At 40.0% G+C, this 19,118-nt stretch carries 15 protein-coding genes and 1 riboswitch; of the genes, 2 read left to right on the top strand and 13 right to left on the bottom strand.

From position 1 onward, the window contains the following. The 8 genes from IEV74_RS19175 to gltB form a co-directional block, all read right to left on the bottom strand. Positions 1-808: transposase (locus tag IEV74_RS19175; RefSeq protein ID WP_188456957.1), on the bottom strand; the 808-nt coding region annotated here is incomplete at its 3' end. 133 nt (positions 809-941) lie between these two features. After that, complete coding sequence (locus IEV74_RS19170; RefSeq protein ID WP_188456956.1) at positions 942-1,751, bottom strand: D-alanyl-D-alanine carboxypeptidase family protein; 810 nt, start codon at positions 1,749-1,751, stop codon at positions 942-944. Between the two features lie 117 nt (positions 1,752-1,868). Continuing rightward, a complete protein-coding gene (gene argD, locus IEV74_RS19165) occupies positions 1,869-3,032 on the bottom strand; it encodes an acetylornithine transaminase (protein WP_188456955.1) in 1,164 nt (387 codons plus the stop codon). Position 3,033: 1 nt separating this feature from the next. Next, on the bottom strand, positions 3,034-3,810 hold the full coding sequence (gene argB / locus IEV74_RS19160) for an acetylglutamate kinase (protein ID WP_188456954.1): 777 nt from the start codon (positions 3,808-3,810) through the stop codon (positions 3,034-3,036). A gap of 12 nt (positions 3,811-3,822) precedes the next feature. Continuing rightward, positions 3,823-5,025 carry a bifunctional ornithine acetyltransferase/N-acetylglutamate synthase gene (gene argJ, locus IEV74_RS19155; protein WP_229683261.1) on the bottom strand — a complete coding sequence of 401 codons (1,203 nt, stop codon included), beginning with the start codon at positions 5,023-5,025 and terminating at the stop codon, positions 3,823-3,825. Between the two features lie 53 nt (positions 5,026-5,078). Beyond that, the gene (argC, locus tag IEV74_RS19150; RefSeq protein ID WP_188456952.1) at positions 5,079-6,116 is read right to left on the bottom strand and encodes an N-acetyl-gamma-glutamyl-phosphate reductase; all 1,038 of its coding nucleotides are present in this window, start codon (positions 6,114-6,116) and stop codon (positions 5,079-5,081) included. 288 nt (positions 6,117-6,404) lie between these two features. Further along, positions 6,405-7,892 (bottom strand): glutamate synthase small subunit, encoded by a 1,488-nt coding sequence (gltD, locus tag IEV74_RS19145; protein WP_188456951.1) that lies wholly within the window; start codon positions 7,890-7,892, stop codon positions 6,405-6,407. A 21-nt stretch (positions 7,893-7,913) separates the two neighbouring features. Next, positions 7,914-12,473 (bottom strand): glutamate synthase large subunit, encoded by a 4,560-nt coding sequence (gene gltB / locus IEV74_RS19140; protein ID WP_188456950.1) that lies wholly within the window; start codon positions 12,471-12,473, stop codon positions 7,914-7,916. A 135-nt stretch (positions 12,474-12,608) separates the two neighbouring features. Here gltB and gltC point away from each other — a divergent pair, with 135 nt between their 5' ends. Further along, complete coding sequence (gene gltC, locus IEV74_RS19135; protein WP_188456949.1) at positions 12,609-13,511, top strand: glutamate biosynthesis transcriptional regulator GltC; 903 nt, start codon at positions 12,609-12,611, stop codon at positions 13,509-13,511. A gap of 104 nt (positions 13,512-13,615) precedes the next feature. On the opposite strand, the gene IEV74_RS19130 is transcribed toward gltC, so the two are convergent. Together IEV74_RS19130 and ssuE are read right to left on the bottom strand one after the other, a co-directional pair. Continuing rightward, complete coding sequence (locus IEV74_RS19130) at positions 13,616-14,995, bottom strand: LLM class flavin-dependent oxidoreductase (protein WP_188456948.1); 1,380 nt, start codon at positions 14,993-14,995, stop codon at positions 13,616-13,618. A 24-nt stretch (positions 14,996-15,019) separates the two neighbouring features. Then, the gene (gene ssuE / locus IEV74_RS19125) at positions 15,020-15,568 is read right to left on the bottom strand and encodes an NADPH-dependent FMN reductase (protein ID WP_188456947.1); all 549 of its coding nucleotides are present in this window, start codon (positions 15,566-15,568) and stop codon (positions 15,020-15,022) included. Positions 15,569-15,690: 122 nt separating this feature from the next. Next, positions 15,691-15,797, bottom strand: a riboswitch (SAM riboswitch). A gap of 212 nt (positions 15,798-16,009) precedes the next feature. Between ssuE and IEV74_RS19120 the strand changes: the two genes are divergently transcribed. After that, positions 16,010-16,477 (top strand): Hsp20/alpha crystallin family protein, encoded by a 468-nt coding sequence (locus tag IEV74_RS19120; protein ID WP_188456946.1) that lies wholly within the window; start codon positions 16,010-16,012, stop codon positions 16,475-16,477. A gap of 97 nt (positions 16,478-16,574) precedes the next feature. Here IEV74_RS19120 and IEV74_RS19115 read toward each other — a convergent pair whose 3' ends face one another. The 3 genes from IEV74_RS19115 to ectA are packed head-to-tail and all read right to left on the bottom strand — an operon-like array spanning position 16,575 to position 18,817. Continuing rightward, positions 16,575-16,961 (bottom strand): ectoine synthase, encoded by a 387-nt coding sequence (locus IEV74_RS19115; RefSeq protein ID WP_188456945.1) that lies wholly within the window; start codon positions 16,959-16,961, stop codon positions 16,575-16,577. Positions 16,962-17,003: 42 nt separating this feature from the next. After that, a complete protein-coding gene (gene ectB / locus IEV74_RS19110; protein WP_229683260.1) occupies positions 17,004-18,287 on the bottom strand; it encodes a diaminobutyrate--2-oxoglutarate transaminase in 1,284 nt (427 codons plus the stop codon). Next, positions 18,287-18,817: a diaminobutyrate acetyltransferase gene (ectA, locus tag IEV74_RS19105; RefSeq protein WP_188456944.1), complete on the bottom strand. Its 531-nt coding sequence runs from the start codon at positions 18,815-18,817 to the stop codon at positions 18,287-18,289. Before ectA ends, ectB begins: the two co-directional genes overlap by 1 nt. Positions 18,818-19,118: the final 301 nt, after the last annotated feature.

Genomic DNA, 19,118 nt, shown 5'->3' with positions numbered 1-19,118 from the left:
TTTCACCAGTATTCGTAACGATGGTTGCAAGATTATCAATTCCTAAGTCAATCGACAGGTAACGATTCCTGGACTCCCTTGATTCTTGTGTTGGAGGACCTGCGAAGATAATTTCAACTACATACTGACCATACTTTGGGATAACTCGAACTTGTTTTAGCTTCCCCTCTATCCAACCCAATTTACCGATATTTAATCGTTCCTTTGTTTTGGGAAACTTCAAAAACTTATGATCCCTAATCACGCAATCCTGGTTGGAAAATGTTACTTCTTTTTCCTTCGAACGGCTGTATCCCGGGATTTTTGGTCTAGCCTTGAACTTAGAAGGCGTGTTTCTATATTCCCGTAAACTTGCATAAAATGATTTCCAGTTTTGGAAAACGACTTTCATAACCCCTTGGCTTGATTGAACTGGTAAAGAACGATAATCGTTTTGATCCATTGATTTAAAAAGAGCATCCATAACGTTATAATTGATATATGGTTTTTCTTTTGTTGGCTCTTCAAATAAATTGCATGTAACTTCTTTTCTCTTATCAATAGGTATTGCTTCTTCTTTTACCACTTTCTTTCGATAAGCAGCGAGTTGATTCGCATTGATTTCAGGTAAGTGAATTCGAATATTATCCAGCACTTCTTTTTGAAGAGGTTGCAATGCTTTTTCCTGCGTGAGAGCAGTATATACTTGTCGTATATAAAAGTTTGTCGTATTATGCATATTCTTCGCGTTTTGACACATTTCCTCGAAGTATCCATACATTCGATGTCCTTTTTTTACCCAAATTTGCATCGTTTTATAGCCTGCCATTCGCCCACCCCCCAAACATATGTTTCTGTATAATTTATATTACCAATAAAAGGGTGCTAAATCAATTAATAAAACCGCCAATTCACCTCCCACCTAAAATTACTTCCAATTTTTGAGGAAGGAGTCCTCTTGGCTAGTGTGATAGATTGATTGTATCATTGTATGCGGCAGACTCTAAATAACTGTTTAATGTAATGACGATAAGACTTAAGTCTCCTCGCTCCGCTGTTGTTGCCAGGGTAAATCCTGACTGTGGTACAAAGCCGGTCTTGCCACCTGTTATCCCTTCGTACGGTATTTGCCTCATTAATTTGTGATGGGTTATAAGCGTTGTATCCCAAGCATCACCATTCCATTTCAGTTTCTTTGTACCAAATATATTTCGAAATGTCTCATTTTTCATAGCATATTGGGTTATTTTTGCCAAGTCCTCTGCCGTTGTAACATGGTTTGGATTAAAGAGACCGTGGGGGTTTTCAAAATGCGTGTTTTGTACTCCAATTACATTTTTTAAATAACCATTTATGTCTAGCGAAAATTGATTAATGTTTCCACTCAGATTTTCTGCAATTGCTACGCCGGCATCATTTCCAGAATTTATTAACATTCCCTGCAGCAGCTTTTTTAACGTAACCTGTTCCCCTTCGTTCAGGTAAACCCGGGTACCCGCTGTATTTCTTGCCTTCTTGCTTACAGTGACTGTATCATCTAAATCACCCGTTTCGATCGCATAGATGGCTGTTGCAATTTTCGTTAAGCTTGCAGGATACATTTGTGCTGATGCATTTTTTTGATAAAGGACTCTACCTGTTTTGGAATCGATCATAATGGCTGATTTACTTACTAATGTAGGGGGTGAAGTAATTTCTTCCCCATGGACATGTGTTAGTAATACTATATTTAGTGCGGCGATTGTTGTTATAATTAGTATGATTTTTTTCACGTTAACACCTACAATTTTATTTATCTAAAAATGATTGACACGTTCACTATTCTAAACCATTTTTAGCTGGATGTCGCAACATGTAATAAAATTGTAGATTGTTTGTAACAGGTAATTTTAGGAATGCAAGAAAGCAGGATATGCTATTAGCGTTTCATGAATAAGTCCTACTGCTGCATCGATTTCTTTTTCCGTAACCGTTAGTGGCGGCAATAAACGTATAACTCGCTGTCCAGCGCTTAGTACTAGCAATCCTTTCTGCATTAATTGTGTAATTTGGGAAGAAACATCACCTATGCACTCAATACCAACCATGAGCCCCTTACCGCGTATTTTTGAAACAAATGGTAGATTGCCAACCTTTTTAATTAATTGCTCCTGCAGATAATCCCCTTTTTCCTCCACCTGTTGTAAAAAGCCGGATTGAAAGACATGCTGTAAAACTGCTTGTGCTGCCGCCATACAGATTGGATTGCCACCAAACGTTGTCGCGTGTGACCCTGGACCAAATACATTGTAAAGTTCGTGCTTTGCAATAATTGCACCAACTGGCAAGCCATTTCCCAGCCCTTTCGCAACCGAAACGATATCTGGTGAAATATCGTAATGGTTGTAGGCAAATGGTTTTCCAGTTCTGCCTATTCCAGTTTGTACTTCATCGACAATCAATAGAATGTTATGCTGCTTGCACAATTGCCGAAGCCCAGATATAAATTGCTGCTTCGCCGGGATGACCCCGCCTTCACCTTGAATCATTTCAAGCATAATGGCAGCAGTGTTTTCATCGATTGCTTGGTGAACTGCATCTAGATCATTATAAGGGACATAGTCAAATGTATCGAGCATCGGACCAAATCCTCGTTGAATTTTCTCCTGACCAGTTGCGGCCATTGCACCAAAAGTCCGCCCGTGAAACGATTGGTTAAATGAGATTATTTTGGTCTTTCCAGTCGCCTTCCTTGCTAATTTTATTGCAGCTTCGTTCGCCTCTGCCCCACTGTTGCAAAAAAAGACAAAGTCACCCGAATTTTGCTGGACTAACAGCTTTGCTACTTCTTCTTGAATTGGGTTGTGATAAAGGTTTGACACATGCCAGTAGCTTTGGAGCTGTGTCTCAATCGCTTGTTGAACATCCGGATGCCGATGACCTAAATTACAAACACCAATTCCGGACCCAAAATCAAGATATTTCTTCCCATTTATATCCTCTACTATTGTTCCGTTTGTGTTCGTCACAGATAAATCAAATCGCTTATATGTTGGCAATAATGCACTCTCCATCCTAAACAACTCCTATTGACTTTTTAATGACTGTTCCGACTAAACCTGTGTTTTGCGTAAGTTTTGGCTGGTTTCCATCAACGATCATCACTTCCGGCAAATTATCGTGCAGGCTTTCAACGGCAGCGCGTACCTTGGGAATCATGCCGCCATGAATGACACCATCTGCTATTAATTGTTCACTATCAGCATCTGTGATAAAATCCAGCAGCTTGTCATCCTGCATCACTCCGGGTACATCTGTTACAAATATTAATTTCTCCGCTCCAATCGCTTTGGCTACAGCGCCCGCTGCCGTATCTGCGTTAATATTATACCTGACACCATTTTCACCGATTGCAATTGGCGCAATAACCGGGGTAATCCCAATCCCGATTAACTGAAGCAAAAAGGCTGCGTTTACATCTGTTATTTCCCCAACATAACCATACCGTTTAAAGTTTTTCGCCTTCGCTGTCATAAGCTTTGCATCTGATCCGGAAAGTCCCACGGAAGAAATACCCGCGTAATTTAGCTTTGCAGTCAATGCATTATTTACCTTTCCAGCAAGTACCTGTTCTACGACATCCATTATGGGTGCTGTTGTTTTTCGCAGGCCATCAACAAATACAGTATCGACATTTAATGTTGTAAGCATTTCCTTAATAGCTGGACCACCGCCATGAACAACAATTAGATTTAGACCAGCTTTTTTCAGACTTGCTATGTTTGTAAAAAATTGTTCAGACAGCGTATCGATTGTACTTCCCCCACATTTCAAAACGACTATATCTTTCACCTCAGTTCCCCCCTACGAGCGATAGCTTGCATTAATGCGAACATAATCATATGTAAGATCGCATCCCCAAGCCACGCCTGTTCCAGTACCGATATTTAAATCAACCACTATTTTCACTGTTTCATTGTTTAAAATTTCAGATACTTCCTCTTCCGCAAAGGCTAACGGCTGACTATTTTCCAGCAATTTAACCTGCCCTATTGTGATATCGATTGTTTCAGCATTAACAATAGCTTTACTATATCCAACAGCAGCAATAATCCTTCCCCAATTGGCATCTGCTCCATATACAGCTGTTTTAACTAATGAAGAGCCAACAACTGCTTTGGCTGCTTGAGTCGCTTCCTTGTCATTTAGTGCACCGTTTACCTCCACCTCAATTAAAGTTGTAGCGCCCTCACCGTCACGCGCAATCATTTTGGCAAGATCTACACATGTTTTACGTAATAGCTCCACAAATACGCTCCATTCACGGTGCTGCGGTGTTAAACCTTCATTTCCGGATTTCTCACTTGCCATAATGAGCACCATGTCATTTGTAGATGTGTCCCCATCAACAGTAATGCAGTTAAATGTAGTTTCCGTTACTTCTTTTAAAGCTACCTGAAGCATAGACGATTCAATTACTGCATCTGTCGTAACAAATGCAAGCATCGTTGCCATATTCGGTTCAATCATTCCAGAACCTTTTGCCGATCCGGCCATTGTAACTGTTTTACCATCAATGGTTGTTTGATAGCAGGTTGATTTTGTAAAAATATCTGTCGTTAGGATTGACTCATTAAATTGATCAACATTGTTGTCTGAAGCAGCAGGTTCTAACAATTTAATAGAAGGAATAATTTTGTCCATCGGCATAGGCAGTCCGATTATGCCAGTAGATGCTACAGCAACATAATATTCAGGAATGCCCAATTGTTCAGCAGCAGCACTCCTCATCAGAAATGCATCCTTTTCACCTTGCTTGCCCGTACATGCATTTGCATTTCCGCTATTTACGATAACTGCCTGAAGCTTTCCCTCTTTGGCGATACTCTCTTTCGTAACCTTTATTGGAGCCGCTTGAATAACATTTGTGGTATACACAGCTGCAGCATTTGCCGGCACATCACAGGTAATAATTCCTAAATCATTTCGTTTTCGTTTCACACCCGAATGCAATCCAGCTACCTGAAACCCGGCTGGTGTTATAATTGTCCCTTCTTCTTTTTTCATAATTTGCTGATCAATCGTGAGCAAATTAGAACCTCCTTTCAATGGCTGCATTTTTATGGATATACTGGAACAAAATCCAATCCAGATTGTTCAGCAATCCCCAATAGCTTATTCAGATTTTGAACAGCCTGACCCGCTGCACCCTTCATAAGATTATCGATAACAGAAACAACCATTACACGATTCGTCCGTTTGTCATAAGCAAGTGAAATATCACAAAAGTTTGATCCGTACACCTCCTTCGTGCATGGAAACATTCCTTGCTCCTTTATCCTGACAAAATACGCATCTTGATAGCTTTCCTGATACAACTGAAAAAGCTGCTCGTATTTTATTTCTTTTGTCAAATCAGCATACATTGTCGCCATGATTCCTCTTGTCATAGGAACAAGATGTGTGCTAAAAGTAATTGGACCTACTTCAGCATTCCATTCAGAAAGCACTTGTTCAATTTCCGGAATATGCTGATGCTCATTTACTTTATAAATTTTAAGATTGTCGTTCATTTCGGGGTAATGGGTCGTTGGAGTTGCATTTCTTCCTGCACCGGTAACCCCCGATTTTGCATCAATGATTATAGAGTTCGTATCAATTAGCTGATTTTTCACTAAAGGTGCAAGCCCAAGTAATGCAGCTGTCGGATAACAGCCGGGGTTGGAAATGAACTTTATTTCTGTTAAATCTTCATCCATCCATTCCGTCAAGCCATATACAGCTTCATGAAGCCAATACGCATCCACGGGTTGTTTTTTATACCACTCTTTATAAACTGTAGGGTTCTTTATTCGATAATCACCAGATAAATCAATGACCTTCAAGCCATTATTCAACAATTCTGGTACAAGCTTGGATGAAATTCCCGACGGTGTAGCTGTAAAAACCAAATCAACTTGACGTGCAATCTTTTCGGCATCAATTTCTTGAAGAACCTGTTCCGTAATTGACTCAAGATGCGGATAGCTTTCGTGAATAGGTTTATTTTGCTGGCTCGATGAATGAATGGAATGGATGGATACTTCAGGATGCATGTTTAAAATTCGAATTAACTCAGCTCCTCCATATCCTGTTGCCCCGATAATTGCGATTTTCAATGTTTTCTCCTCCCCTCAAAATTTTATATCCTTTATTATAAATTGTATAAAAATAAAGTCAATTGTATATTTATAAATTTATTAATTAATTTTAGAACTATGCAATAATTGCATAGTTCGTATGAATGATTAATTTTTTATTCACTTTTTATACAATTTGTTTCACCTGAGGTATTTATGAATTTGATGCCGTAAATTTGATTATTAATTAAGATACTTTCCATGATGGTATTCTGACAAAAGTCGTTCATACAATATGGATAGTTCAATTTTTAACTATAAAGTTGCCTAAAAATCCAGATATGATGGCAAAACAGAGCTTCCCGTCAGATACTGATCAACCTTCCGGGCAACTTCTCTTCCCTCGTTTATCGCCCAGACAATTAGGCTTTGTCCGCGCCTCGCATCACCCGCAGCAAATACATTTTCTTTATTAGTCATAAATTCACCGTATTTTGCTTCCACCTTATTATTCTGCGTTTTTAGCCCTAATTGCTTTAATAATGGCTGCTCGGGACCTTCAAAACCAATCGCAATTAATACAAGTTGTGCTGGCCAGACTTTTTCCGTGCCGGGGATTTCCTGAAAAACAAACCTGCCATTTTCATCACGATATTTTTCCATTTGAACGGTATGGACCTCTTTCAGATCCCCATTCCCATCCGAAACAAAGCATTTCGTATGAATGGAATAGTTTCTTGGATCCTCACCAAATTTCGCTGCTGCCTCCTTATGGGCATATTCAACAGTAAATACATTTGGATCCTCTGGCCACATGTTTCCTGCAGTTCTTTCTAATGGAAGCTTTGGATGTTTACCAAATTGAACGACACTATTGCATTCCTGACGAAGGGCTGTCGCAATACAATCTGCTCCAGTGTCTCCCCCGCCAATGACAATCACGTCTTTTCCTTTTGCATCAATGAAATTGCTATTCGCATTCAGTAAATGTTTGGTGGAAGCAGTTAAATAGTCCATTGCAAAATGAATCCCTTTTGCTTCTCTTCCTTCCATAATAAGATCACGTTGCTTTTGTGCACCAGTACATAGGATAACTGCATCGTGCCTATCATTTAATTCATGAGCCGCAATGTCCTTGCCGATTTCAGTATCAAGCATAAAATCGATTCCTTCTTGTTCAAGCAATCTAATCCTTCGTTCCACAACATCCTTTTCCAGCTTCATGTTAGGAATGCCATAAGTTAATAATCCTCCAGCACGGTCATCCCGCTCATAAACGGTTACGGCATGACCAGCCTGGTTTAATTGATCGGCACTTGCTAACCCTGCCGGCCCGGAACCTACGATAGCAACCGATTTACCTGTTCTTTTTTGCGGGATTCTTGGTTTCATCCAGCCTTTTTCAAATCCTTTATCAATAATCGCCCGTTCAATACTTTTGATGGCTACAGCAGGATCGGAAATGGCTACCGTACATGACCCCTCACATGGTGCCGGACAAACTCTTCCCGTGAATTCCGGAAAATTGTTCGTTTTCAGCAATCTTTCTAATGCTTCCTTCCACTGGCCACGATATACAAGGTCATTCCATTCAGGTATCAGGTTATAAATAGGGCAGCCTGAAGTCTGGCCATTTATAACATCACCCATTTGGCAAAAAGGCGTTCCGCAATCCATACACCGAGCTCCCTGCCTCGTCAATACATCATCCGAGAAAGGAGCATCGTATTCTTTCCAGTCATTTATTCGCACAAGTGGATTTCGTTCATCCGCTTCTTCACGCTCATAATCCATAAATCCCGTATTTTTCCCCATGTTTACGCTCTCCTTTCATCGTTATAATGGCAATGCTTCAGTCTTTTCCGGCTGTGCAGTCACTGCCTTTTTTTCATTTTTTGATTGAAAAGCACTCATTGCGGCATCATTGTCTGTTAAACCTTCCTCCTTGTATGCCGTGATTTTCTCCAGCATTAATTTATAGTCTTTAGGGATAATTTTCACCAATTTCTTCTTACTTTCATCCCAGTTATTTAGTACAAATGCCGCTTTTTGGCTTTTTGTATAATGATAATGCTTTTGCACCATTTGCTTAATTAACATTAGCTCACGGTTATCTTTCATCGTTTCCAAATCTACCATTTCCTTGTTGCATAGGCGGGTAAAAGCATCAAGGTCTTCGGTATAGACATAAGCTGTACCTCCTGACATTCCCGCAGCGAAGTTCTTACCCACGTTACCTAATACAACAACCCGACCGCCAGTCATATACTCACAGCCATGGTCTCCAATTCCCTCGACAACGACATTTGCCCCGCTATTACGGACAGCAAACCGCTCACCGGCATAACCATTAATATATGCTTCTCCACTTGTAGCACCATATAACGCAACATTACCTGCTATTACGTTATTAGATTCATAGGGTTTTGCCTCTACAGGAGATTTTACTACCACTTTCCCGCCAGACAAGCCTTTCCCTACATAATCATTAGCATCACCAGTTAAAAATAATGACATACCACTTGGAACATAAGCACCGAAACTCTGTCCCGCAGACCCTGTGAATCGTAATTTTATCAAATCATCAGGTAATCCAGATTCACCATAGCGTTTCGAAATCTCGCTGCCTGTGATTGTTCCGACGACACGATCTGTATTTTTAATAGGAAACGAGTGATCTATTATCTCGTTTTTTTCAATTGCCGGTAATACCACTGGTAAAATTTCACTTAAATCGAGTGATTCACTAAGATAATGGTTTTGCTTTTTTTGACACGTTCTTGGACCATCAACTTGGTACAATAACGTAGACAAATCCAAATATTTTGCCTTCCAATGTGATTTAGCCCGTTCGCTAACGGCTAATACATCTGTTCTTCCTATCATTTCCTCGACCGTTCTAAAACCTAGCTGTGCCATTATTTCTCTAACTTCTCGTGCAATATAATGCATAAAATTAACGACATGATCAGGATCACCCATGAAGTGTTTCCTTAGCTCCGGATTTTGTGTAGCAATTCCTACTGGACAGGTGTCCATATGGCAAACCCGCATCATCACACAGCCCAATACAACCAGTGGTGCTGTTGCAAATGCATATTCCTCAGCGCCAAGAAGTGCTGCCATCACGACATCCTTTCCAGTCATCAGCTTCCCGTCGGTTTCTAATACAACCCTATCCCTAAGGTCATTTAACATTAATGTTTGATGTGTTTCAGCAAGTCCAAGCTCCCACGGAAGTCCTGTATGCTTAATGCTGGTTTTGGGAGATGCGCCTGTACCGCCATCATAGCCGCTGACAGAAATGACATCAGCCTTTCCCTTAGCTACACCAGAAGCAATCGTGCCAATTCCCGCTTTTGCAACAAGTTTGACACTGATTCGAGCGTCACGGTTAGCGTTTTTTAAATCGTGAATCAATTGTGCCATATCCTCGATGGAATAAATATCATGGTGTGGCGGCGGTGAAATGAGCCCAACTCCAGGTGTTGATCCGCGTACTTCTGCCACCCATGGATATACCTTTTTCCCTGGGAGCTGTCCACCTTCACCGGGTTTCGCACCTTGCGCCATCTTAATTTGTAATTCGTCTGCATTTACGAGATAGTGGCTTTTTACCCCAAAGCGTCCAGATGCGATTTGTTTGATAGCACTTCGCTTAGAATCACCATTTTCTTCCGGCACAAATCGAGCCGGATCTTCCCCGCCTTCACCACTATTGCTTTTGCCGCCAATTCGGTTCATTGCAATTGCAAGTGATTCATGTGCCTCCTGACTTAAAGAACCAAACGACATTGCCCCTGTTTTAAACCTTTTTACAATTGATTCAACAGGTTCTACTTCTTCTATCGGGACTGGGTTCGTTTCCTTAAAGGCAAATAAATTTCTTAGAAAATTAATGCGTTCTTCATTTGCTGCTTCAGTATATTTTTTAAATAAATCATAATCTCCTCTTCGGCAAGCCCATTGCAGCGTATGAATGGTTTTCGGATTAAATGCATGATGTTCGCCCGTTTTTCTCCATTGAAAATCGCTTCCTGAATCCAATGTATTATCAACAGCATTTGCATAGGCACTTTTATGGCGCTTAATCGCTTCCTCAGCAATCGTTCCTAGCCCAATACCTCCTAATTGTGTCGCCGTTCCGGTAAAATAGCGATCAATAACCGTTCTGCTGATACCAATTACCTCAAATATTTGGGCACCACGATAGCTCTGAATAGTGGAAATCCCCATTTTCGACATTACCTTTACAACGCCCTCAGTTATCCCTTTAATGTAATTGCGGATTGCATTCTGATAACTTAAAGCCAGGCTATTTTCCTTGATCAATTGGCTTAGCGTAGCATAAGCCAAATATGGATTGATCGCATTTGCCCCATACCCGATTAAAGATGCAAAATGATGAACCTCTCTAGCTTCACCAGTTTCAGCAATAATACTTGCCTTCGTACGGATACCCTGTCTGACCAAGTGCTGATGGAGTGCACTAACCGCAAGCAATGATGGTATTGCAGCATGATTCTCATCCATATTCCGATCTGACAAAATGAGAATAGTAACCCCTTCCGCTATTGCCGCCTCTGCATCCTGACAAATATTCTCAAGCGAATGTTCCAAATCGCCTTTGAATAATGTATCGATTATCCTGCTCGCAAACCCTGGATAACTATCAGATTTTAATAGTCTTAACTGCCGATTTGAAATGACCGGTGTATCTACTTGTAATCTTCGGCAATTTGTTTGATCTGGATGCAGGATATTTCCTTCTGGTCCAAGCAGACTAGTAGTAGATGTAACGAGTTGTTCACGATAGGCATCGATAGGGGGATTTGTCACCTGTGCAAATAATTGCTTAAAATATGAAAATAGTGATTGTGGGTAGTCTGATAACACTGCCAGCGGGACATCATTTCCCATTGCTCCAATAGGATCCTTTTCATCCGTTACTAAAGGAATCAAATACTTATGGACATCTTCATACGTATATCCAAACGCTTTTTGTCTAGTTACCAAATTATCAAAAGGGCTTTCCTCTAGTGTTTCAACCTTATTTTTTAATTTTACAAGTTTGTCATCCAACCATTTTCTATATGGTCTCTCAGCAGACATTTCTGTTTTAATTTCCTCATCAGAAATAATCCGCCCTTCCTCCAAATCAAGCAATAGCATTTTTCCAGGACTTAACCTGTCTTTGTACAAAATATTTTCTTCCTCAATATCAATGACACCAACTTCTGATGAAAAAATCAGATAATCATCTTTTGTCACATAATACCGAGCCGGCCTAAGTCCATTCCGGTCTAAAATGGCTCCAATCTGTTTGCCGTCAGTAAATGAAATTGTCGTCGGACCGTCCCATGGCTCCATTAACGAACTGTGATATTCATAGAAAGCTTTCTTTTCTTTCGACATATGCGGATTGTTAACCCATGGCTCAGGGATCAGCATCATAGCCGCATGGGCAGGTTTTCTGCCAGCCAAAACAAAAAATTCAAGTGCATTATCCAATATAGAGGAATCACTGCCACCTTCATTTAGGATTGGCAGCACTTTTTTCAAATCATTTCCGAATGCCTTGGAAACAAATTGTTCTTCGCGTGCCTTCATCCAATTGATATTGCCTCTTAACGTGTTGATTTCACCGTTGTGCATTAAATAACGATTCGGATGTGCCCTTTCCCAGCTTGGAAACGTGTTTGTACTGAAACGGGAATGTACCATTGAGAATGCAGATACGAAATCCTCATCCTGTAAGTCAATGTAGAAAGCATCTAATTGTACCGGAAGCAATAACCCTTTGTATACGATTGTTTGACTAGAGAGACTGGTAAAGTAAAAAAGCTCCTCTCTTTCCAAAGCTGCTTTTTCCGCTTGCTTTCGGATAATATATAGCTTTCGCTCAAATTCTATATCTTCCTTAATTGCCGGATTTGCGCCAATGAACACTTGGCGGATAACTGGACAGCTTTCTTTTGCTTTACTTCCAATTTGGCCGGCATTAACAGGTACAGTTCTCCATCCAAGCACTGATTGACCCTCTTGTTCAATATAGTTATTCATTTGCATTTCCGCGTCTTCGCGGTAATGATCCTTATTTGAGAAAAATATCATTCCAACACCGTAACGTCCCTTTTCAGGCAAATTCATTTCCGAGCATACTTTGCTAAAAAAAGCATGAGGGATTTGAACCATTAATCCAGCTCCATCTCCAGTTAATGGATCACTTCCATGTCCACCACGGTGGTCCAGTTTTGTAAGCATGTGCAATCCTTTTTTAACAATGTCGTGCGTCGGGACACCATTAATATGTGCGTATAAGCCGATTCCACATGCATCATGTTCAAATTCTGGGTGGTATAGGCCCTGAGCTTCAGGTATTTGATTATAACTCATGTATATCCCTCCCGTTAATGTCGGTAAATTCCGTAAATACTGTGTATTATTAATTATAGGTTTTCAAATTAATCTAAACAATATATAATTTAGATTAAAACAATCTCTTTTTGATATGAATGGATGGAGATACGAATGGAACTGCGTCAATTACGCTATTTTATGGAGGTCGCCGAACGTGAACACGTCTCCGAAGCTGCAGTGCATTTGCATGTTGCTCAATCGGCAATCAGCAGACAAATTGCAAACTTAGAAGATGAGCTTGGCGTTGCATTATTTGAACGCGAGGGTCGGAATATTAAATTAACGCAAATTGGAAAGACGTTTTATAACCATTGTGAAATTGCAATGAAGGCAATTGATAACGCAAGAAAACAAATCGATGAACATTTAGACCCTGAACGCGGAACGATAAAAATTGGCTTTCCAACGAGTTTATCGAATCATCTGCTTCCGAATGTTATCTCTGCTTTTAAGGATGAATATCCCAACGTTTCCTTTCATTTACGGCAGGGATCGTATTCCTTTTTAATCGATTCCGTTAAAAAAGGTGAAATCGATGTTGCCTTCTTAGGACCCGTTCCCAAGGATGATCTTGAAATTGAAAGCCATATTCTGTTTACGGAACATATTTTAGCGCTTTTACCATTAACACATCCGTTGGCAGACAGGAAAAAGTTGTACCTTACTGATTTAAAAAATGATGAGTTTGTAAGCTTCCCAAAAGGGTTCATACTGGAGAAAATAATTATCGATGCGTGCAAACAGGTTGGATTTGAACCGAAAATCTCATCGGAAGGCGAAGATTTGGACGCTATTAAAGGACTTGTTTCCGCTGGCATCGGGGTAACACTCTTACCAGAAAGTACATTTCATGAATCAACACCGCGAATGACTGTTAAAATTCCCCTTGAAATTCCTGAGGTAAGAAGAACGGTTGGAATTATTAAACAGAAGGATAAAACATTGGCTCCTTCAGAAAAGGTGTTCTATTCATTCGTGAAGGAATTTTTCTCAAGGCTGCAGGGGTTTCAGTGAGGAGTCCTAAGTTCTTGGGCAACCAAATGTTTAACTGCGGCGAGGCTGTCACATCATTGCATACGAAACAAGTATGGGGAACAAACCATGTCCCCCACCCCGCCTTATTTAACAAGCAAGTCAATTTTCTGTCTCTTTCCTGGATGATGATCCCGCAACCGATCACCATAACCAAATAGATTATCCCTTAGTGTATTTCCTGTATATTCTTTTTGAACTAACCCTCTATCCTGCAAAATCGGAACGACATATTCAATAAAATCCTTAAATGTTCCAGGTGTTATGGCATAGGCAATATTGAAGCCATCAACACCTGTTTCGTTCACCCATTCTTCCATTGTATCAGCAACTTGTTCTGGAGATCCGACAGTATAGGCGCTCATCCCGCCAATCCCTACAAAATTTTTAATTTCTTCAACTGTCCATTGTTTGTCTGGGTCAATTTTAGTAAAACCCTCCAGCGCAGATCGGATGGAATCATTCTCAATATAATCAATCACTTGATCAGCATCATACTTAGATAAATCAATCCCTGTCCAGCCACCGAATAATGCTAGGGCTCCTTCATGACTGATATGCTTTTTATATTCCTCATATTTGGCATTAGCTTCATCCTCGGTTCTTCCAACGATAGGTGTGAACATCGTAAGAATTTTAATTTCGTCCTGGGTTCTGCCTGTTTTAGCAACATCTGCCCGTAAACGTCTAACTGTCTCTTTAGCAACGTTCAATGTCGGTGCACCAATGAATACACATTCCGCGTTTTTCGCGGCAAATGTGCGTCCTTTTATAGATGCTCCTGCTTGATAAAGAACTGGAGTCCGTTGCGGCGATGGTTCACTTAAGTGGGCACCAGGAACCTTAAAATATTTCCCTTCATGCTGAATATCGTGCACTTTGTTTGGATCGGTGTAGACTCCATTTTCTTTGTCAAGCTTAACAGCATCATCTTCCCAGCTTTCCTCCCAAAGCTTGTAGCAAACCTCCACATATTCTTCAGCTAAATCATAACGATCATCATGCTTCAACTGGTCTTCCAATCCCATATTGACGGCAGCACTTTTAAGATAAGAGGTAACAATATTCCACCCCACACGGCCTTTCGTTAAGTGATCAAGCGTTGACATTCGGCGGGAAAATGGATATGGATGTTCATGCGTAACAGATGCTGTTACACCAAATCCGAGATGTTCCGTTACGGCCGACATTAATGGAACAACTAGCAATGGATCATTAACTGGGGATTGTGCACCCTGACGTACAGCCGCATCCCTTGATCCCTTATAAACATCATACGTGCCAAGCACATCCGCAATGAACACTGCATCGAAACGGCCTTTCTCCAACAATTTAGCCAGTTCTATCCAATATTCACTATCCTTATATCGATGTGATTCATCCTCTGGGTGTGTCCATAAACCTGGGGATTGATGTCCGGCACAATTCATATCAAACGCATTTAAATAGATTCTGTTTTTTGTCATATTCGTTATTCCTCCTCATTTAAACTAGTATGAAGGCGAAACTGCTGCACTCTGATTTACTAGTTCGATAAAATAATAGAGCTGCTTTTTCGTCCTATCCAAAATTTTCACATCAATTATCGGATTTTCCTTATGTTTGTTGATTTGATTATCAAGCAGATAAAGCCCCTTTAAATTGTAGCCCTTTAATGTAGCCAACACAGGTTTCAATGTATATTCCATTGCTAGCAAATGGGACATACTGCCTCCAGTCATCAACGGAAGAACTGGTGTATTTGATAGCACATCCTGTGGCAAAACATCTAATAATGCCTTCAGCACGCCTGAATAGGCACCTTTGTATACCGGCGATCCAACGACGACTCCCTTTGCATTCTGGATTAATGAAGCAAGTTTGTTTATTGCCGGACTGTCGTATTTCCCAAGAAAAAGATCCTCATATGGTATATCTTTTACCGAAACATGTGTTACAGAAAAGTGTTCCTTTTTCAATAATGAACCTAAATATTTCAATACTTGTTCAGACCTGGAATATTTAGAAGGACTTCCTGATATGATGACAATTTCACTCATGACAATCATCCTTTCTATGATAATTTTGTAAATTTCATGTTTAATCGAACTTTATTTCCATTAAAATAACCCCCTTTTCCATTAGAGAAAAGAGGGTTTTTAAACCTAAAAATATCATTCCGCTCTTATCTCCCAAGAATTACTTCCCGCTGGAATTAGCACCTTTCTGACATGTCAGAGGTTGCTGAAGCTTCACAGGGCCAGATCCCTCAGCTTCTCTTGATAAGATTATTTAATTATGATTTATAGTTTATTCTAATTAATCCGATAAATCAAGTGGGAATTGCATTGAAAAATAAAAAAGGTCAAAAGAACTATTTTTTACTATCTCCTCCTGCACAGCCTATATTGTATTAGCTGCACATTTGCCCACCATTCTTTTTACCATTTAGCATACGTTAGTACTATAACCTAAGCTAAAGCTAAAAGAGGTGAAGATAAATGGGGTCAAACAGAAATAACTTTCCAAAAGGGTTTGGTCTTGATATGGCACCATTTCGCGACTTTATGAAGCGAATGGATACTGTTTTTAATGAATCGTCTAAAAAACTCAATACCTATTTCAACCTTAAACCATTTTGGGTTGATGTGCATGAAACAGAATCAGAAGTACTTGTTGAGGCTGAATTACCAGGGTACAAACGCGACCAGATTGAACTTGAAATCATCGGCAATCAGCTGCGGATAACGGTTAGCGATTCAGTCGTTCATGAAGAGAAAAATGACAAAACAAACTATTATAACAAGGAGCAATCATTTCAAAAAATGGAGCGATTGGTAACATTGCCATTTACAATTTCCGAAAAAGATACAACAGCTTCACTAAAAGATGGAATACTTAAGATATCCATCCCTAAACAGAATTCAAGCAGAAAATTTCTCGGAATAGACGAAGATACACAGCATTAAATGCGGGACGCGGGGTCATGCGGGACACGGGGTCAGACCCCGCGTCCCGCACAGACCCCGCGACCGACCAAGTGTTATTTGAATGCCCCCAGCCCCACTATTCTGTCAATAAAGGATAATATCCTTCTTTATTATGTGTTTCACGCCCAACTAACGGCGGGTTAAATACACAAACCATACGCATTTGTGTTCTAGCCCGTAATATGTGCTTATCATTTTCATCTAATGTATACATTGTACCTGCTTTAATTTGATAGACATCACCAGTCTCAACCTTCTCGATTTCACCTTCTCCTTCAATACAATACACTGCTTCTATATGGTTTTTATACCAAAAGTAATTTTCAGTACCTGCTTTAATAAGTGTATCGTTCATACTGAAGCCGACATTATCTTTTTTCAATAAAAACCTTCGACTGGTCCAATTTTCACCAGATGTTTCGTCTTCTGTTCCAATAATATCCTCAAGTGATTTTACGATCATTTAAATATCCCCTTTTTCAGTTAAGTAGTTTGTTAGATAATACTATTTATCGAGAACCTTTATGATACTTTCCTCTAAAATTGCCAGTCCTTCCTCAAGACCTTTCTCATCAATAATTAATGGCGGCAGAAATTTAACAACTTCATCCTTTGGTCCTGATGTTTCAACGATTAAACCGCGGTCAAATGCTTCTGCACAAATTTTACCAGCGAGACCATCGTTGTGAATGGCTATTCCTTGCATTAAACCTCTGCCTCGTGCTTCCGCATTCAATTCTGGATATTTATTAATTAATGCCTCTATGACGTCACTCAAAATACTCGCCTTCTGTTGGATAGCATTACTGAATTCATCCGTTTCCCAGTATGTTAATGCTTCCGATGCTGCAATAAATGCCAAATTGTTTCCGCGGAATGTTCCATTATGCTCACCTGGTCCCCATTGATCATATTCAGGTTTAATTAATGTAATCGCCATTGGCAAGCCGATACCTCCAATTGACTTGGATAGGCAAACAATATCTGGATTTATTCCCGCTGGTTCAAAACTAAAGAAAGTCCCTGTTCTGCCACAGCCCGCTTGAACATCATCAACAATTAATAAAATATCCCAACGCTTGCAGATGTTTTCTACCTTTTTTAGCCACTCTAATCTGGCAGCATTTATGCCACCCTCACCTTGTACCGTTTCTAGAATGATTGCTGCCGGCAATGCAACACCGCTTCCGCTGTCCTCCAAAAAACGTTCCAAATATGCAATCGAATCCTGATCTTCCACATAATCATCAAATGGCATTGCAACAGAATGATGAAGCGGAATTCCCGCTCCATGGCGTTTAAATGAATTACCGGTTACAGAGAGTGAGCCAATCGTCATTCCATGGAATGCATTTGTAAAGCTAATCACCGTATCACGGCCAGTTACTTTTCTCGCAATTTTCAATGCACTTTCGACTGTATTTGTACCAGTTGGTCCCGGAAACATAATCTTGTAGTCTAATTCACGGGGTGTAAGTATTACTTCTTTAAATCGTTCAAGAAACTCTTTTCTAGGGGTCGTTCCCATATCGAGGCTATGAATAATTCCATCGTTACGAATATATTCGATTAACTTTTCCTGCATGACCTCGTTATTATGACCGTAATTCAAGGCACCAGCCCCTGCAAAAAAGTCAATATACTCTTTTCCATCTATGTCCCAAAGCTTATACCCTTTTGCCTTCGTAAATATTGTCGGCCAGCCGCGGCTATAGCTTCTTACTGCTGATTCAACTTCTTCAAACGTTTTCATTTTTGTATTATCTAGTACTGCTGTTGTCACATGCATCATCCCTTTATTTGTTTATTTTCTTCCTGGATCGGTCCTATCTTGTACAACTGTTCGTCTTCATGTCCTGTCCGTGGAAAATCGATTGATAAAAAATAATTGGCCATTACACAATTTGTTTCCAGCTTTTTTGCTAGGCCCATAAACAAATGCTGTGACGGTATATTTGATGGTGATACGGTCGCTTCAACATACTGAATATCTTTACAAAATGTACGATTCAGTAATTCAAACAGCATCTTAGTTCCAAGTCCTTTACCACGTTGTGATTCATGAACGGCTACCTGCCATATGAATAATGTATTCGGTGTATTCGGATTGATAAACCCGGAAATAAATCCGACCGTCTCCCCTTCTCGTTCAACTACTATTGAAGTTTCCGAAAAAATTTCACACCACATTAAATAGCTGTAGGAAGAATTAACATCAAGGACGCCTGTATGCTTCACAAGTTCCCAGACAGCTGCTCCGTCATCCTTATTAGGTTTACGGAACTGAATTTCACTTTCAACTTCCTTTGTTTTCGTCATCACATTACTTTCCGTTTGGATGATCCCACCTCCTAGTTATTTAAAAAACGTACTATATAAGCTTATAGAGGATTGTTATGTTTCGTCAAAACGGATTAAGTGTTGTTTAACATGTTTAATTAGGATTAAGAATGATTAGCTTATACTTAACTGCCATAGCTTAAAAATAACTAACAAATGGTTAAGAATAAGCAGAATTTTAAGTGTTTAGAGGAAAATTTAAAAAATGGAACTGGGGTTGATGTTCTTCCTTTGGGGTTGATGTTCTTCCTTTGGGGTTGATGTTCTTCCTTTGGGGTTG

It is taken from the genome of Virgibacillus oceani, from assembly GCF_014638995.1.
Lineage (GTDB): Bacteria > Bacillota > Bacilli > Bacillales > Amphibacillaceae > Virgibacillus_E > Virgibacillus_E oceani.
The sequence above is the reverse complement of the archived record's forward strand: the minus strand, read 5'-3'. Positions and strand labels throughout refer to the sequence as shown.

Excerpts from the sequence above, each read along its gene's own strand:
- argD (WP_188456955.1), bottom strand. The coding sequence starts at position 3,032 with ATGGAGAGTGCATTATTGCCAACATATAAGCGATTTGATTTATCTGTG.
- argJ (WP_229683261.1), bottom strand. The coding sequence starts at position 5,025 with ATGAAAAAAGAAGAAGGGACAATTATAACACCAGCCGGGTTTCAGGTA.
- gltD (WP_188456951.1), bottom strand. The coding sequence starts at position 7,892 with ATGGGGAAAAATACGGGATTTATGGATTATGAGCGTGAAGAAGCGGAT.
- gltB (WP_188456950.1), bottom strand. The coding sequence starts at position 12,473 with ATGAGTTATAATCAAATACCTGAAGCTCAGGGCCTATACCACCCAGAA.
- gltC (WP_188456949.1), top strand. The coding sequence starts at position 12,609 with ATGGAACTGCGTCAATTACGCTATTTTATGGAGGTCGCCGAACGTGAA.
- IEV74_RS19130 (WP_188456948.1), bottom strand. The coding sequence starts at position 14,995 with ATGACAAAAAACAGAATCTATTTAAATGCGTTTGATATGAATTGTGCC.
- ssuE (WP_188456947.1), bottom strand. The coding sequence starts at position 15,568 with ATGAGTGAAATTGTCATCATATCAGGAAGTCCTTCTAAATATTCCAGG.
- IEV74_RS19120 (WP_188456946.1), top strand. The coding sequence starts at position 16,010 with ATGGGGTCAAACAGAAATAACTTTCCAAAAGGGTTTGGTCTTGATATG.
- IEV74_RS19115 (WP_188456945.1), bottom strand. The coding sequence starts at position 16,961 with ATGATCGTAAAATCACTTGAGGATATTATTGGAACAGAAGACGAAACA.
- ectB (WP_229683260.1), bottom strand. The coding sequence starts at position 18,287 with ATGCATGTGACAACAGCAGTACTAGATAATACAAAAATGAAAACGTTT.
- ectA (WP_188456944.1), bottom strand. The coding sequence starts at position 18,817 with ATGACGAAAACAAAGGAAGTTGAAAGTGAAATTCAGTTCCGTAAACCT.